The sequence below is a fragment of the Bacillus sp. FSL K6-6038 genome, assembly GCF_038050455.1.
Taxonomy (GTDB): domain Bacteria; phylum Bacillota; class Bacilli; order Bacillales; family Bacillaceae_G; genus Bacillus_A; species Bacillus_A pseudomycoides.
Genome location: NZ_JBBOUH010000001.1, coordinates 1,961,964 through 1,978,581, shown reverse-complemented (window position 1 = coordinate 1,978,581; position 16,618 = coordinate 1,961,964). Strand labels below are relative to the sequence as shown.

Below are 16,618 nucleotides of genomic sequence, written 5' to 3'. Positions count from 1 at the left end.
AATAAACTGTGCAGAAAGGGGAATATCAATGGCAGAATGGTTAACGATATTTGATACAGAAGGAAACAAAATTGGAAAAAAACTACGTGATGATGTACATCGTGACGGTGATTGGCACGAAACATTCCATTGTTGGTTTGTAGAAAAAGATAATGAAGACATCTTTCTACACTTCCAATTACGTGCTAAAAACAAGAAAGATTTCCCAGGAAAATGGGATATTACATCAGCGGGACATATTATGCATGATGAAGATGTACGAATAGGGGGTCTTCGTGAAGTAAAAGAGGAATTAGGACTTTCCTTTCAAGCTACTGATTTAGAGTACAAAGGCATTTTTAAAATCAACCATGAAATCCCGCATTTCATTGACCGTGAAATGTGTCATATGTATTTTCATGCTGTTACAAAACCACTTCCATTTGCTCCAGGTGATGAAGTTGAAGATGTAATGAAAGTAAATGCGACTTCTTTTTTACAGCTTTTAAAAGGAGAAATCTCATCTACAACAGGCATTCCAGTTTTAAACAAAAGCGCTAAATCTATTACAATAACATTTGAAGATATTTATCCATATGAGCTTGAATATTATGAATTTGTCGTAGAAAAAGGACGAGATATGCTAAAAATCAATAACTTCTAAAATTTAATTGACCCCCACTTAAATAGTGCAGGGGTCAAAACTATTTGTACTTCCTTAATAGAACAGCTTGAAAATTTCACAAGTAAAGTTTATTGTTTCTCCAGTACCTTTAATTTCTTCTCCACCCGTATAAACAAACGAATGATTAATACTATCATAAGGATTAAAATAGCAATCATTGTATGTGGGTACCAAAATAGCAATCCGATTAAACTTCCTATTAAAATCATTAAAAGTCCATTTTGTTTCATAACTTCAGCGCTATATTGATTTCCAACATCCCACAAATCTTTATTTTTCATTGATCGCTTTGTTCGATATCCGTATACTGCGTTAATATCTGTTGGTGGATTTTTTTGCAATATGAGTGCGGATAGTATAAATATAATACCGATTAACAAGCTCACTCCTATATTTGCAAGCGCATATGTCATCTTATTCCCTCCATATCCACACACATATTTTCAAACTTATTTGACAGTTTATAGTTTTATTATACAACAAAAACCAACCGAAAACCTATATTTTCCAAAAACAAAAATACACCACTCTTGTTTAAATGATGTACAAGCTGAATACAGTATTTTATATTTATAGGTCCACCTTATCGGTCATTTACTTTCTCTGTTTCGACGTATGAAACATGTTAGGAAGCGTCACGAAACGTGACCCTTTCACTTTCAGTTCAGGAATGATTCGATCTAGCGCATCCACAGATCCTTGCAAATGTCCTCCCGGTGTAGAATGCTGGAGTATAACACTTCCTGGAAACGCATTCCCTAACACAGTATTTGTAACCTGCTCTGCACTTACTCCTTTCCAATCAACTGTATCTACACTCCATTGTACGATCATAAAATTCTGTTCTGTCGCCCACTCTAATTGTTTTTCACGTATTTCACCATAAGGCGGACGTATAAACTTTGGTGCATACCCTATCAACTTCCGCAATATCTCTTCCGTTCTTACAATTTGATTACGATATTCTTCATCACTTACTTTAACTAAATTTGGGTGGTTATACGTATGATTCCCAACAGTATGACCCTCATTTGCAATTCGTTTTACTACATCAGGATATCTTTCTGCATTTTCACCAAGAAGAAAAAAAGTAGCTTTCACACCATAATTTTTCAACTTATCTAGTATTTGCGGAGTAAATACAAAGTCTGGTCCATCATCAAATGTAAGGGCAACTTCCGCTTTATTATATGGACCAGAAAATGCATAAGCATATTTTTCAACCCAAGAAAAAGGTGTCCACGAGCCTCTATCTTCTTCTGCACCTTGAACCTCATTCTTCAAACCAGCATTTAGCAAATCAGGCGTTACACTCAAATAGTTTTGATAATAAAATACATTCGAGTATGGCAAATAAGAATACATATTATATAAAGGCGTATTACGTTCTGAACCCCCTTGAAAAGGAGTTAGTATCTCTGATGGATAAAAATAATACATAATTAATAAAACCTCCCTAAAATTTTATATGCAGTTCATTCTTATTTTGTCAGGATGATTCATGTTCCTGAACAGAAATAAGACCGTCCCATTTTGGAACGGTCTTATTTCTATCTATCATACACTTAATAAATTGTTTGACTATCTTTTGGTAAAGATCTCACATGTTTTAGATAGCTTGTTACTCTAGCATCGTCACCTTGTGGATATTCAAAACTAAAATAGCTAGCAATTCCGATTGCAGTTTCCCTAAATAAATCCCCCATTACAAAGAACGACTTCCAAATATTCTCATAATCTGCATTTGAAAATGTCTCTATATATTGTTTCCACAAATCATCCTCAAGATATTATTCAAAATACTTCCCAAACTTTCCGGCGTTTACTGTAAAATTTGTTTTTATCCCAATATGCCATTTTAGCATTTGCATCAGCATATTTCGAACAGGACCTTCAAGCATTCCTTTTACATAAGGAAGTTCTTCTCTCCACAACCCTTTTGCTACATTTGTACTACACCACCAAAACTCATTACAGCAATCTGCAAATTCTTTTGCTGTTGGCCTTTTTATACAGTAATCCGAATCATTTGCTGGTGGAAATGGCTCAATAGCACCCTCTTTATCAAAAAGAAGTACACTCAAACTATCTCCACCAAGAATTTCATCTATTAATTCTACTGAAACTAAAGTCAAATCGATTCGATTCCCGTCTATAAACTGCATCAAATAAGGAAAGCTTCCATCCTCTTCGGGTGGAACTAAAGTGCTTTCTTCTGGCATTTGTACAATCATTATTTTTCCAAATCTATTTATCCAACTGTGATCAGATGTGAATGACTGTATATCTTTCACAACATATACAATATCGTAATCTTGAAAACAATCTCTCTTCACATTCGGATTCACACGAGAACCATTCATAATCACTGCGCGAATACGCTCATCTTCTCTTGCTGCATTTAATATTAAACCCATCATTTCTTTTTCGCTTCTCATATTTTTATAACCTCCAAATTTTATTAGTGTATTGTACTGCATTCATTTTGGAGGAGCACGAGAAGAGTTCCCTGTTTTCCATCCATATTATAACATATCAAACATTTTTTGTTTCCCCCTCCTAGTCTAGTAGATCTATAATTGGCATCTAGACCTCATTCTTCTGTTACAAGCGCAATTACAAATCCATCATACCCCTTACTCCCTACAGTTTGGATCACAGTAGCAGTAACACGCGGTTCAGCAGCAATTCGATCCGCCACTTATCACAAGACCTGCACCTTGTTGATCTTCTACATAGTCTAGTGTCAATGTATTTACAATTTCAACGACCTTTGGATCCATGGCAACTTCAATACCATTTACTGTTTCTGTTACATCATTTTCTTGCGCTTCTCCTAAATTAATACCGTAGCTTGGTCCACAGCATCCAGCACCCTCAAATGTAAAACGTAGTGTTGAAACACTGTTTTCTTTCATAGCACTTTCAATAAACTCTTTTGCTTTATCTGTAATATTCATTTTCATTTCTCCCCTTCACAATAACTATTCAAATTTTTTATTTTACTAAAGATTTAAGCTTCTCATATCCCACAATATCTTCCGATTGCCACGGGATGATAACACAGTTATTTTGTGATTCCTTTTGAACCGCTTGAATCCACTGTACTTCAGACTGCGCCCTTCCTCTTAACACTGGATCACTTGTATGTGTTGCATAAAAACTTTGATTGATAACCCACCATTTTGGATTAATATCTGCACGTTTTAAGTCTCCTTGTAGACGACTTGCTTCATGTACTGGCGTAGCCTCCGCTAATGTTACGATGACAACACTTGTTTCCTCTGGATTGCGAAGACGAGGTAATAAGTTTTTCACAGACTGTGGTACTTCACCGGAAGAGCGTACAATTTCCTTATGATACGTTTGTGCCGCATCCAGTAACAATAATGTATGACCTGTTGGCGCTGTATCAATTACCACAATTTCATCATTTGCTTTCTCAACAATGTCGGCTAAAGCACGGAAGACTGCAATTTCCTCTGTACAAGGGGAACGTAAATCTTCTTCTAAATAAGCTAAACCTTCTTCATCTACCGTTTCTTTTGCTTTCTCAATGACTTCCTTACGATAATTTTCTACTTCTACCTTCGGATCAATTCGACTAATCGTAATATTCCCTTGTTCTCCATGCATGACATAATCAATGTGGGCTGCTGGATCAGTTGTAGTTAAATGTACATGATGGCCTTTTTCAGCAAGACCAACTGCAATTGCAGAGGCTACAGTTGTTTTTCCTACTCCACCTTTTCCCATTGTAAAAATAACTCTTTTTCCAGTCTCAGAAAGATCCGCAATCAAATTTTGAAGAGAAGGTACAGCAACCTCTTGTTGTTCTTCATCTAAAATTGAAAGATTCTCTATTGGTCGCACCAAATTTCTCATATTCTCTATGCCAGTAACATTAAACGGTACTAATGGAATTTCATAAATCGGAAGACCTTTTAATTCTTCTGCCATGTTTTCTAACGCACGTAATTGTCTCGTAAACAATGCTTTTGAAACACCATCATCTTGCACATAGTCTTTCAAGATGCCATTTACAAGTAGATATTGGTTGCTTACACCAATTTCTTTTAATTCTTTAGCTGCTCGTTGCGCTTCTTGTAACGGAGAACTATCAGGACGTGTAACAAGCAATAATGTTGTTTGTTTCGGATTAGATAATGCTTGAACTGTTTGACTATATAACTCTTTTTTATCTCCAAGACCTGCTAATGGTCCTAAACAAGAAGCTCCATGTGTACTTTCTTCTAGGAAACCACTCCATGCCGTTGGGAGCTGAAGAAGACGTAACGTATGACCTGTTGGTGCTGTATCGAAGATAATGTGATCGAATTTCGATGTTAACTCTTTATTTGTAAGTAACGTAGAGAACTCATCAAATGCTGCAATTTCTACAGTACAAGCCCCAGATAATTGTTCTTCCATCGTCGCAATTACTGTGTCAGGTAATTTCCCGTGATATGGGCCAACAACACGTTCCTTATATTCATAAGCCGCTGTTTCTGGATCCAGGTTAGCTACTTGTAAGTTCGGAACATTAAGAATTACTTTCGGCTTGTTGGTTAGTTCGATTTCAAACACATCTTGTAAATTAGAAGCTGGGTCAGTACTAATTAACAAAACGCGTTTCCCCATATCAGCTAAAGTAATTGCTGTTGCACATGCAGTAGATGTTTTTCCTACTCCGCCTTTACCAGTAAAGAATAAAAATGGTGTGAATGTTATTGTGTTTGGATTGTATAAGTTTGTCATTGCCTTTCACTTCTTTCTCTATTTTTTCACGTTTAGCTTTAAACGTACGACTGGCTTTTGACTCAACTCTTCTTCCGTTATATCCGTTAACTGTACAAGTTCTTCATTTGTAAGATGACCTTTTTCTTTTACTACTTTTCCATCTACCAAAGTTACAGGCAACACGTCTGGTCCTTTATCCATTAATAATTGACTAATAACATTGTTATTTGCAAAAGCATCCGGCTCACTCGCAAGATTATAGCGTGTCACATCAATTCCTTTATTCTTCAAATTATTAACAGCTACTGAAATACGAATTAATTCTGGATCAACACTGGGTCCACAAACCCCCGTAGAACAACACATAGCAGGATCAAAAATTTCAATTTTTTTCATCTCTGATTTCTCCCCTTCTTTACAAAATAAGCCGAAAAAGAATTCTCGGCTTATTTTGTTTTCAATTATTCTCCTGTTTCAGCGAATTTTTTAATACGTTCGCCAATCTCATCACGAACTTTTTGGAATACAGACCAATCTTGACCAGCTGGATCATCAAATCCCCAGTGAACTCGTTTTACATGGGGTGGTGTTGTTGGACATACATCATTTGCATGACCACAAAGTGTTACAACAAGATCTGCTTTATCTAAAATGTCACGGTCAATGATATCAGATGTTTGGTCCGTAATATCAATGTCTACTTCTTTCATTGCTTTAATTGCATTCGGATTTACTCCGTGCGCCTCAATACCAGCAGAAAGTACATTCCATTTGTCACCTAAATATTTTTCACCCCAAGCTTCTGCCATTTGGCTACGACAAGAGTTTCCTGTGCATAAAAAGTAAATTGTTTTCTTGTTTTCCATGTTAATTCCACCTTTATATCAATAATTATTTTGGTTGTGTTTGAAAGTATTTACGTTGGAACCACAGTGCTACATTTACAAGAGCTATCATAACTGGAACCTCTACTAAAGGACCGATAACTGCTGCAAACGCTGCACCAGACTGGATTCCAAATACCCCTACAGCTACAGCGATTGCTAATTCAAAGTTGTTACTTCCAGCTGTAAATGCTAATGTTGTTGATACCCCATAACTTGCACCGATTTTTTTGCCCATAAAGAAAGAAACAAAGAACATCACTACAAAATAAATAAGTAATGGAATCGCAATACGTACAACATCAAATGGTACGCTAACAATCACTTCTCCTTTTAATGAGAACATCACAATGATTGTAAATAATAATGCGACTAATGTAATGGGGCTAATCTTTGGTATGAATACTTTTTCATACCATTCTCGCCCTTTTGTTTTTACAAAGATAAAACGTGTTAACATTCCTGCGATGAAAGGAATTCCTAAATAAATAAAGACTGATTTTGCAACCTCTGCCATTGTAATATCTACAACAGCTCCTTCAATTCCTAACCATTCTGGAATGACTGTTACAAACACATACGCGTATACTGAGAAAAATAACATTTGGAATACAGAGTTAAAAGCAACTAACCCTGCTGCATATTCTGTATCACCTTTCGCAAGGTCATTCCATACAATCACCATCGCGATACAACGTGCTAGACCAATCATGATTAATCCAACCATATATTCTGGTTTATCTTGTAAAAATATAATTGCTAAAGTAAACATTAAAACCGGACCAATAATCCAGTTTTGCACGAGTGATAATACTAATACTTTTACATCTTTAAAAACGCGCCCCATCTCTTCGTAGCGTACTTTAGCAAGCGGCGGGTACATCATTAAAATTAAGCCAATCGCAAGTGGGATAGAAGTTGTTCCTACCTGTAGACTATTCATTCCATCAACGAACCCAGGGAATAGATATCCAACTCCAATCCCTACTGCCATCGCAAGAAAAATCCAAAGGGTTAGATATCGATCTAGGAAAGATAGACGTTTTTTCCCCGTGTTGCTCATCCTTCTCACTTCCCTTTCTAACTATTTATTAACAACCACACCGGAGTGTAGGATTGCTCTTCTCAATTTGTTTGATTTTCTCTATTTGATCTGGTACATGGCCTAAAATATCTTCTAAAAGCGTATATAAATCACTTGCCTGATTTAAAGAATAATAAATCCATTGACCTCTACGCTCTTCTTGCACTAAGCCTAAATCCTTTAACTTTCGAAGATGCTGACTGATAGAAGGTTGACTCATATCAAATACTTCAAGAAGTTCACAGACACAACACTCACGTTGTTTGAGAATAGATACAATTGTTAGTCTTGTTTTGTCTCCTAATAGTTTTAATAACTGCGATGCTCTTGTTAATTTTATAACTGTTTTTTCCATACCACACCTACCCTTTTATAGTTAAATAAGCATATACTTATATGTTGAACGGAAATTAAACGTAATATTCGTTAAAAGGATTTATTTTAATTTCCTCTACTTCGAAATAAGTATATAACTAACTGCTTATATACTCAACTGAAAACAATTCATCTTTACAGTTGATTAAAAAGATTGTTGAAAAACCCATATACTCAGAAGATGGCTCTTGTATCGAATTATGGTTCATCTTTATTAGTTCCTTACACAAAGGCATAACTATACTACGGTAAACATACCTTAATTAATGACTATCTAAATAACGGGGTATATGGATGGAATATAGAGTAGGTACCGTACAAATGCATGTAAAACTATGAAATCTCTTCAAGACTGTGCCATGATGTGTGAACAAATGTGTGCGACATTACTTAAAAAGAAAGAGCTGGCATACCACCAGCTCTTTTTCGCTTTATATGTTTTTTATTATCAATAATTACTAAAGTACTTTTATTGAATTCTCTTTATATCTCTGACTATGTCTTTATAAGGAGGGTTTGAGAGACCTGAATACTTTTTTACAACAGTTCCAGTCTGATCTACAAGATAAAAGCTTGTTCCATGAGTGACTTGATCAGAATCTTGTGGTTTATCTACAAGTGTTTGAAAGTTTTTCTTAGCAAACTCGGTAACCTCTTCTTGCGAATAACCAGTAAGAAAATGCCACTTGGATTCATCCATATCATAACGGCTCATAAATTCTTTGAGTTTCGAAGGAGTATCTACAGTTGGATCTACGCTAAATGATACAAACTCAACATTTTGAACTCCTTCATCTTTTAACATTCTTTGAAGCCTTTCCATGTTAGCTATTAAAGGTGGGCATACTGTTTTACAACTTGTAAAAATAAAATCTGCTACCCAAACCTTCCCCTTTAAATCATCCCGTCCAAATGTTTTTCCGTTCTGATCAGTATATGAAAAATTATCTAATTTCCAGTTTAACTGGTCTCTTAGTTTAGATCCACATGCTGTTAATAGAAGAATTACGCTAATAAGAACAAAAAAACTAATAATACGAAAGCTTTTCATACGAATTTTTCCCTTCTTTATGTGTTTATAGTGTCATACTATTGTTATAACCATTTGTAATAGGAAATAATTCACACGATGGCACTGTTTGTCTCTACATGCATAATTGTATCTAACTATTCCCGTTCTATAGGAACAAGCATAAATAAGAGCTGGTTATTCCTTTACCAGCTCTTATTTATGCTTTACTTTTATCTAGTATGCGTCTTACTCACAGTCTATATCATGGATGGTATCGTTACAGTCCGTATATAGACATTTATTTTTGCATATTCTTCATCATTTCCATGCAGTCTTCCATGCCCATTGTATTACAGTCATCTTTAGACATACAATCTTTCATCATTGTCATACAATCTTCTTGATTCGTTGTTTTGTGTGGCGTTGGACTAGCAGCCAAAGCCGTTCCGCCAAATGCCATTAATGAAATAAATGAAGCGCCTAAAATAAGCTTTTTCATTATTTTCCTCTCCCAACATCTTATAATCCAGATGATAAAACCACCATCTACTACGATTTCGTAGTAGATAATTGTTATAGAAAAGAGAATTTGTCACAAAAATGACACACATGCTATAAGTAAAACAATTAAGAGAATGTGAATACTAGATTCCATCCAATCTACTAATGCAATAGATGGCCGCTTATATTTCCCTGTCAGAAGAACCTCAATTCTAGTATTAGTATCCTGAAAAGAATGATTTTGAAAATGAGCCATTGCAAATGAAGAAGGAGGTACATTTGTCATTAACTTATATAGTGCTGATGCAACAGGCTTCATTCCTACCTCTCGGATAGCAAAAGTATCTGCGTTGATTTCTTTTTCCATCAGATAGCGTGTATAAAACTTTTGAGAGATTGGTAAAAATGAAAAAACACGTGCCAAACTGTACCCTATTGATAATTTAAATGGATCTCTGTTTTGATAATGATAATACTCATGTGCTAATACAGCTTCTAATTCATAGGTTTGCAATAAGTCAATTAAACCAGTACTAACCAAAATATGAGGGCGAATAAATCCATGTGTAAATGCTAATGGATATGCAACTTCTACTATTTGAACTTTTACAGAATGTTTTCGTTGAAAAGCTTCGATTACAATTGATTCATAACAATCTATTTGATATAAAGCTAACTCAGCAATAAATTTTTTCGTCTTTTTAAACAAAAACAAAAAGGTCCCAGCTAAACATATAAAAAGAACTCCTACAATAATCGGTATAAAGGTAAGCCAATGATTCAATTGAATGTTGCAACAGTCCAATATACTGCCCATCCCCATACAACCTGGCATTGTTTGATAATGTAAAACAAAACAAGAACTTATAAACACAGTCGTAACATCAACTAACCATAAAACGTATATATTTAAAGTTGGAAATAATCGATACATTATTTTTCAACCTGCTCTAATTTTTGAATAAGTTCCTTTAACTTATGAAGTTGATCAGGGTTATGTCCAACAGCATCCACAAATTGCATAATAGCTATATCTCCGTAATGATGGAGAAGATGTTCCACTTGTTCAGAAGAATTTTGTTGGATGAGTTCATTAGGGGTGTACTGTGGTTTATATACATATCCCTTTCCCAACTTACTACGCGTAAGAGCCCCTTTTTTATCCAATCGATTCATTACTGTCATAATAGTTGTATAAGCATAATCATTTTGCTTATTTAATTCTGTTAACACATTTTGAACTGTTGCTTCTTTTCTAATCCAAATAACTTTCATTACTTCAAGCTCCAAAGGCCCTAGAATTTTTAACAATGCTTTATTTTCATAGTCACTCATTTTTACTCATCCTATTTTCGATATATCTTATATGATTCGATTTAAGTATAAAAGAAATAAAGAAGTATGTGAATGCACAGCAGGAAAACCAACCCATTCTCCATTCTTTTCTTTTATAACTAAATGTAAGAACTTAGCACCTTTCCCTACTCCGCAAATAAGTGCTAAGCCCCTTTGATGTTGCCACGGCAATCCAATATAATATAATCCTTGGTTTGACCTCAATATTTCCTCCGCGAATTAATTTTTCAAGTCAAAACCAAAAATAGATCACTTTGTTTTCGAAACCATAATCCGCGCTTTGTATTAGTTCCTGCATATAAGAGACCAATCTTTTCTAACCAATGAAAGATGCTTTTGTTCATGATTTTGAGTGGTAAAAATTTAAATGGATAGCTAATAGCAATCGTTACATCTTGACTTTCTGCAAGTTCAGTCGCAATTAGCGTACCAAAGTTTCCTCCTCCTATTACAAGGACAGGGCCATCTGGAATTTTCTTTGGTAATTGATATTGAGAAGAATAAATCTGAAACACCCCTTGTGAGAGGTTTTGAGAAATTGAAGGAATATATGGTTTCTGAAAGGAACCATATGCGATAATGACATGTTTAGAAAGAAATACTCCCCTATCGGTAGATACTTCAAATGTACTTTCTATTTTTTGTACTTTATGTACAGTCGTTTCCAACTATACTGGTAACGAAAAACGAACAGCATACATTTCAAGATAATCTGCAATTTCATCTTTTGTAGGAAACGCATTTTTATCTCCCTCTAACTTCATCCCTGGCAGTGAACTATATGACTTAGGTGTAAATAGAACCAAAGAGTCATACCTGTTTCTCCACGAATCTCCAATTCTTTTTTCTCCCTCAAATATTACAAAATAATAGCCTTCTTTCTTCAAGTAGTAACCCATGCTTAAACCAGCTTGCCCAGCACCAATTATAATAACATCTAACATGAGTCCACCTCTATTACTTACTTTTCAAGTTTTTTATATGAACAATCGTTCATATGTTCATATATTTTCATTCATTATAGTATTCCCTTTTTGCACGTCAAGGGATTTTTATCCAGTTTATCCTTAAATCTTCATAGTTAAAAATAGAGCAAATATATATTTTTCAGACTTTTTAAAAATATTTTGACACACATATTAGTCAATGCTAATATGAATGAAGAATAAACATATTAGTAATGACTAATACGATTGGAGTGAATACAATTGTGCAATATAAATGATTTAGATATAAAAGCCAAGTTTATTCGTGGCTTTGCTGATAAAACAAGACTTCAGATTCTTCAATGTATGATGGATGGGGAAAAAACGGTTTCTGAAATTGTAGAGATTATCAAAGGAAATCAGTCGAATATATCTCAACACCTAAACTGTTTAAAAGGATGCGGTATTATCCTGGGAAGACAAGAAGGAAAGTATGTCTACTATTCTTTACGAAATACACAAATCAAACAATTACTTACAATGTTTGATGTTGTATTTCATGAAGTGCAGAACGAGGTAGCATCATGTGATAAAAACGATGCATGCTTATCTCAAAAGGGCGCGAGTTGTCATGACTGATAAGAAAGAGAAACAAACGAGTTGTTGTCAAACTTCTTCGTATAGTGATTCTTCACTAACTCCCATCAAAAAAGAAGTACCAAAGGAAATATCATCATGTTGCTCTTCTCAAAATCAGAGTCCAATTGTACTCACTGTTAAAAAGGCTTCCTGTTGTAGTAATAGCACCGATACTGCGAAAACAGAAAATGACTCTTCTGATTCTTGTTGTGGGCCCAAACCAGAAAAGGTATCTTTATGCTGCTCTTCATTTGCCACACCAAAAGAAGAAGTGACACCAAAAGCTTCTTCTTGTTGTAGTGATAGTTCATGTGAAGACACACTACCTCGTGATACACCGAAAGTAACAGGTGATGGCGTACAAACATATCTGGTCGGAGGGATGGATTGTGGTGCGTGTGCTCTAACAATCGAAAAACATCTACAAAATGTTTCAGGCGTTCAAGAAGTCCACGTAAACTTTGCTACTGGAAAAATGCATATTCGTCATGACCGAAGTGCAGATGACATTATAAAAGAAATTTCTAACGCAGGGTTTGAGGCATCCTTAGCAGGAAGTCGTAGGGGAGCGACACCAAATTCAAAATCTAAAGATACAACTTTGATTCTCTCAGGACTATTTTTAGCTTTAGGATTTTTCAGTGGTTTTGCAAATACATCCCCCCTTCTCATTACACTTCTTTATGCAGCTAGTACCCTAATTGGAGGATATAAACCTGCAAAAAGTGCTTTTTATGCCTTAAGAAGTAAGGCACTAGATATGAATGTTCTCATGATATCTGCTGCTATTGGTGCTGCTCTAATTGGACAATGGTTAGAAGGTGCAACGGTTGTTTGGCTATTCGCATTAGGAGCAACACTACAAAATAAATCTATTGAACGTACGCGCGAATCAATTCGTGGATTGATTGATTTAGCTCCCTCTGAAGCATGGGTAAAAGTTGAAACGGAACTTGTCAAAACATCCGTAGAAGATATTACAGTAGGCACAACAATTGTAGTGAAACCAGGTGAAAAAATCCCATTGGATGGGACCGTTATAGGAGGAAATTCTACTGTAAACCAAGCACCTATTACTGGTGAATCCATCCCTATTGATAAACAAATTGGTGATTCCGTGTATGCAGGAACGATTAATGAAGAAGGCTCTCTTGAGATTACGGTAACAAAACTCGTTGAGGATACTACACTGTCACGAATTATTCACCTTGTCGAGGAAGCACAAGAAAAGAAAGCACCTACAGAAGCATTTGTTGATCGTTTCGCAAAAATCTATACACCAATCGTCTTTCTATTAGCGATTAGCGTAATGATACTCCCTCCTCTCCTTGGCATGGGTACATGGATGGATTGGATTTATAGAGGACTAGAACTTCTTGTTGTTGCATGCCCTTGTGCTTTAGTCATCTCTACCCCTGTCGCAATTGTATCTGCTATTGGAAATGCTGCGAGAAACGGTGTCCTCATCAAAGGTGGTACAGCTTTAGAAATAGCAGGCTCATTAAATGCTATCGCATTTGATAAAACAGGAACATTGACTGAAGGGAAACCACAGGTAATGCATGTAAGAAGCCTAGATTGCCCTGAAAATGAATTATTATCAATTGCGACAACGATTGAGGAATATTCTAATCACCCAATCGCAAGAGCAATCACAACATACGCAAAGGAACAACAAATTTCCGTTCAAGAAGGAAAGGAATTCCGTGCAATTGTAGGAAAAGGTGCGCAAGTAAATATCAATGGAGAAACCTATTATGCTGGAAATGCTGCTCTATTTGATGATTTAGGTACCTCTCTTCAAGTTTGGAAAGAACCGATTCAAGAAATGCAACGAATTGGTCAAACGGTAGTACTTATCGGAACAAATCATACGATTCTTGGAATGATTTCTGTAGCTGATTCCATCCGCTCGACAACTTATCAAACAATCCAAGAATTAAAACGAACAGGCATTCGAGAAACTGTTATGTTAACGGGAGACAATGAAGGAACAGCTAATCACATTGCCCAGAAAGCAAAAGTGGATCGTTACTTTGCTAATTTACTTCCAGAAGATAAAGTTCGCTCTGTAAAACATCTCCAATCTGAAGGGAAAACTGTGGCTATGATTGGAGATGGCATCAATGATGCTCCTGCTCTTGCTACAGCGAACCTTGGGATTGCCATGGGTGGTGCTGGAACTGATACAGCAATGGAAACAGCAGATATTGTACTTATGGCAGATAACCTTGAAAAGCTTCCTTATACAATGAAACTAAGCCGTAAAGCACTACACATAATCAAACAGAACATCTGGTTCTCATTGATTATTAAATTTATTGCACTTGCTTTTATCTTCCCAGGTTGGCTCACACTTTGGATTGCTGTACTTAGCGATACAGGGGCCGCACTTCTTGTTATCTTAAATAGTATGCGCTTATTACAAAACAAGTAATCTGTTAGGAGGCTATCACATAGCCTCCTTATACATAATAAAGAAATGAAAGGGGATACATATGAAAAAAGTTCGTACTATAAGATTACTGATGATTGTCAGCATGATTGTATTTTTAAGTGCATGTGGTGAACCAAAATTGAAGGACTCATTGGACTGGAAAGTAGAGAAGTTTTCGTATACCGATCAAAACGGAAAACCTTTTGGGCTATCGGACCTAAAAGGGAAAGTATGGGTCGCAGACTTTATTTTCACAAGTTGTGAAACCGTTTGTCCACCTATGACAGCCAATATGACAAAACTTAAAAACATGTTGAAAGAAGAAGGAATCAATGATGTAGAATTTGTTTCATTCAGTGTAGACCCTACTGTGGACAAACCAGAAAAACTAAAAGAATTTATGGAACGCTATGATACCGATGTTTCCAAATGGCACTTTCTAACCAATTATACACAAGAAGAAATCACCTCTTTTGCTAAAAATAGCTTCCAAGCATTTGTAGATAAACCAGCAAGCACAACACAAGTCATTCATGGGACAAAACTTTATCTTGTAGATAAGAATGGAATTGTCGTAAAGAGCTACTCAGCTCTTACAAACACACCATATAAAGAAATTATTCAGGATATTAAAACCATTCGTTAATTTACAAAATAAAAATTAAGGAGCGAACAAATATGAAAAGACCACTTTTTTCTATCCTACTATTAATCTGCTTGTCTATTCTAATTGCTTTAGCAGGATGCAGTTCAAATGAAGAGAAAAAATCTTCCTCAGAACCAAAAGAAACACAAAAAAGTACTCAGAAACATACCATGGGAGATGACCATACCGTAACTGATATTACAGAAACAACAAAGGGAGCTGATACTCTCCCTTCATTCCTATCTACGAAGCCTGAACAGATGCAAAAAATTTATCAAATGGCAGGAGAAGATCATGAATTATTAGAATGGATTCCTTGTTATTGTGGATGTGGAGAAAGCGTTGGTCATAAGAGCAACAAAAATTGCTTTGTTCGTGAAGTGAAAGAAAGTGGTGAAATCGTCTGGGACTCTCATGCGACAACATGTGCCAATTGTTTAGACATTGCTCTGCAATCTGTCTCACTAAAGAAAAATGGAATGTCTACACTTGAAATTCGTCAATACATTGACAACCAATATAAAGAAGGATATGCAAAACCAACTCCAACTCCTATGCCAAGTGCATAATGTCTACACTATAACAATATCTATTACTAAACTAAACAGCTATCGATATACCGATAGCTGTTTAGTTTAGTAATCAAATGTTTCTTTCTTTAAGTAATAATTTTCCCACATATAGTCTAATAAAAAGGATATTAGTAAGTCTGGTTTGGTGTTGCATTACAAGAAAATGGTACATTAGCTTTAAAATAAAATTTTAAAAATTCATATCCTATGTTTATACAGATTTTTATTATGGACACTCCTTCTTTACAACTATGTAGACTCAAAAATCTTTCGATTTGTTTTTGTTTTAATCGTTGTTCCAAAACATGAATCATAAAGAGAAAGTGCTCCGCTTCCCTTGTCACATGATCAGCTAATAGCGGATTAATTACATTTTTAATTTGATATGTTTGAATAAGTTCCAGTCCTGTCTTTTTAAATTTTTTTAACTCAATAGTAGCATTTTCACTATCTTTATTCATTTTCGAAATAATTGGGTATGTTGGTTGTTTCTGATACAACATTGATTCAACATCCCTAGCTTGACTGAGAAGAACTTCAAAATCATCACCAAATTATAAAGCAGTACGAACCAAATCTCTTTCTGATTAATTACAGGTAGTATACATTGCAAGTAGTATACATTGCAAGTAACTCATTAACAAGATAAAAGCATGACTTAAAAATAGCCATGCTTTTTATCTATATAATTTATCAATTGTATTCTTCAATTTACAACTTTGTTGTAAAGTCCATAACTATGTTGTATATTCTACAACCTTCTTGTATAATCCACGACTTTG

At 35.3% G+C, this 16,618-nt stretch carries 17 protein-coding genes and 4 pseudogenes; 5 read left to right on the top strand and 16 right to left on the bottom strand.

The annotated features are described in order from the left end of the window. The first annotated feature begins 28 nt into the window (after positions 1 to 28). Entirely contained in the window at positions 29 to 643 is a 615-nt protein-coding gene (locus tag NSQ40_RS10145) for an NUDIX hydrolase (RefSeq protein WP_003196996.1), read from the top strand. An 89-nt stretch (positions 644 to 732) separates the two neighbouring features. Here NSQ40_RS10145 and NSQ40_RS10140 read toward each other — a convergent pair whose 3' ends face one another. The 15 genes and pseudogenes from NSQ40_RS10140 to NSQ40_RS10070 form a co-directional block, all read right to left on the bottom strand. Beyond that, complete coding sequence (locus NSQ40_RS10140; protein ID WP_033796066.1) at positions 733 to 1,077, bottom strand: SdpI family protein; 345 nt, start codon at positions 1,075 to 1,077, stop codon at positions 733 to 735. Positions 1,078 to 1,258: 181 nt separating this feature from the next. After that, a complete protein-coding gene (locus NSQ40_RS10135; protein WP_097786810.1) occupies positions 1,259 to 2,104 on the bottom strand; it encodes a peptidoglycan-N-acetylglucosamine deacetylase in 846 nt (281 codons plus the stop codon). A gap of 125 nt (positions 2,105 to 2,229) precedes the next feature. Next, a pseudogene (locus NSQ40_RS10130) lies at positions 2,230 to 3,102 on the bottom strand (aminoglycoside 6-adenylyltransferase). A gap of 155 nt (positions 3,103 to 3,257) precedes the next feature. Continuing rightward, positions 3,258 to 3,353 (bottom strand): annotated as a pseudogene (locus NSQ40_RS10125) (methyltransferase); the annotation flags it as partial. Beyond that, positions 3,343 to 3,624, bottom strand: coding sequence for a HesB/IscA family protein (locus tag NSQ40_RS10120; RefSeq protein ID WP_341286104.1), 282 nt, complete (start codon positions 3,622 to 3,624; stop codon positions 3,343 to 3,345). The gene NSQ40_RS10120 and the pseudogene NSQ40_RS10125, both read right to left, overlap by 11 nt. Positions 3,625 to 3,661: 37 nt before the next feature. After that, positions 3,662 to 5,422, bottom strand: a complete 1,761-nt coding sequence (gene arsA / locus NSQ40_RS10115; RefSeq protein ID WP_097786812.1) for an arsenical pump-driving ATPase — start codon at positions 5,420 to 5,422, stop codon at positions 3,662 to 3,664. Between the two features lie 18 nt (positions 5,423 to 5,440). After that, positions 5,441 to 5,800 carry an arsenite efflux transporter metallochaperone ArsD gene (gene arsD / locus NSQ40_RS10110; protein WP_016114532.1) on the bottom strand — a complete coding sequence of 120 codons (360 nt, stop codon included), beginning with the start codon at positions 5,798 to 5,800 and terminating at the stop codon, positions 5,441 to 5,443. 65 nt (positions 5,801 to 5,865) lie between these two features. Further along, positions 5,866 to 6,270: an arsenate reductase (thioredoxin) gene (gene arsC, locus NSQ40_RS10105; RefSeq protein WP_016114531.1), complete on the bottom strand. Its 405-nt coding sequence runs from the start codon at positions 6,268 to 6,270 to the stop codon at positions 5,866 to 5,868. Positions 6,271 to 6,295: 25 nt separating this feature from the next. Continuing rightward, a complete protein-coding gene (gene arsB, locus NSQ40_RS10100; RefSeq protein ID WP_016114530.1) occupies positions 6,296 to 7,351 on the bottom strand; it encodes an ACR3 family arsenite efflux transporter in 1,056 nt (351 codons plus the stop codon). A 28-nt stretch (positions 7,352 to 7,379) separates the two neighbouring features. Then, positions 7,380 to 7,727 carry an ArsR/SmtB family transcription factor gene (locus NSQ40_RS10095; protein WP_258248380.1) on the bottom strand — a complete coding sequence of 116 codons (348 nt, stop codon included), beginning with the start codon at positions 7,725 to 7,727 and terminating at the stop codon, positions 7,380 to 7,382. A 489-nt stretch (positions 7,728 to 8,216) separates the two neighbouring features. Further along, the gene (locus NSQ40_RS10090; RefSeq protein WP_016114528.1) at positions 8,217 to 8,798 is read right to left on the bottom strand and encodes an SCO family protein; all 582 of its coding nucleotides are present in this window, start codon (positions 8,796 to 8,798) and stop codon (positions 8,217 to 8,219) included. Between the two features lie 259 nt (positions 8,799 to 9,057). Beyond that, positions 9,058 to 9,258, bottom strand: a complete 201-nt coding sequence (locus NSQ40_RS10085; protein WP_098187829.1) for a hypothetical protein — start codon at positions 9,256 to 9,258, stop codon at positions 9,058 to 9,060. A 93-nt stretch (positions 9,259 to 9,351) separates the two neighbouring features. Continuing rightward, entirely contained in the window at positions 9,352 to 10,194 is an 843-nt protein-coding gene (locus tag NSQ40_RS10080) for a M56 family metallopeptidase (RefSeq protein WP_098187830.1), read from the bottom strand. Then, positions 10,194 to 10,595 carry a BlaI/MecI/CopY family transcriptional regulator gene (locus tag NSQ40_RS10075; protein ID WP_097786815.1) on the bottom strand — a complete coding sequence of 134 codons (402 nt, stop codon included), beginning with the start codon at positions 10,593 to 10,595 and terminating at the stop codon, positions 10,194 to 10,196. The genes NSQ40_RS10080 and NSQ40_RS10075 overlap by 1 nt, the downstream gene beginning before the upstream one ends. A gap of 27 nt (positions 10,596 to 10,622) precedes the next feature. After that, a pseudogene (locus NSQ40_RS10070) lies at positions 10,623 to 11,560 on the bottom strand (flavin-containing monooxygenase). A gap of 264 nt (positions 11,561 to 11,824) precedes the next feature. On the opposite strand from NSQ40_RS10070, the gene NSQ40_RS10065 reads away from it, so the two are divergent. The 4 genes from NSQ40_RS10065 (at position 11,825) to NSQ40_RS10050 (ending at position 15,833) form a co-directional block, all read left to right on the top strand. Further along, a complete protein-coding gene (locus tag NSQ40_RS10065; protein WP_016114521.1) occupies positions 11,825 to 12,181 on the top strand; it encodes an ArsR/SmtB family transcription factor in 357 nt (118 codons plus the stop codon). Further along, the gene (locus NSQ40_RS10060) at positions 12,174 to 14,618 is read left to right on the top strand and encodes a heavy metal translocating P-type ATPase (RefSeq protein ID WP_098715997.1); all 2,445 of its coding nucleotides are present in this window, start codon (positions 12,174 to 12,176) and stop codon (positions 14,616 to 14,618) included. The genes NSQ40_RS10065 and NSQ40_RS10060 overlap by 8 nt, the downstream gene beginning before the upstream one ends. A gap of 61 nt (positions 14,619 to 14,679) precedes the next feature. Then, positions 14,680 to 15,264, top strand: a complete 585-nt coding sequence (locus NSQ40_RS10055) for an SCO family protein (RefSeq protein WP_016114519.1) — start codon at positions 14,680 to 14,682, stop codon at positions 15,262 to 15,264. Positions 15,265 to 15,296: 32 nt separating this feature from the next. After that, a complete protein-coding gene (locus NSQ40_RS10050; RefSeq protein WP_097786818.1) occupies positions 15,297 to 15,833 on the top strand; it encodes a PCYCGC motif-containing (lipo)protein in 537 nt (178 codons plus the stop codon). Positions 15,834 to 16,102: 269 nt separating this feature from the next. On the opposite strand, the pseudogene NSQ40_RS10045 reads toward NSQ40_RS10050, so the two are convergent. Next, a pseudogene (locus NSQ40_RS10045) lies at positions 16,103 to 16,423 on the bottom strand (DUF2935 domain-containing protein); the annotation flags it as partial. Positions 16,424 to 16,618 lie beyond the last annotated feature (195 nt).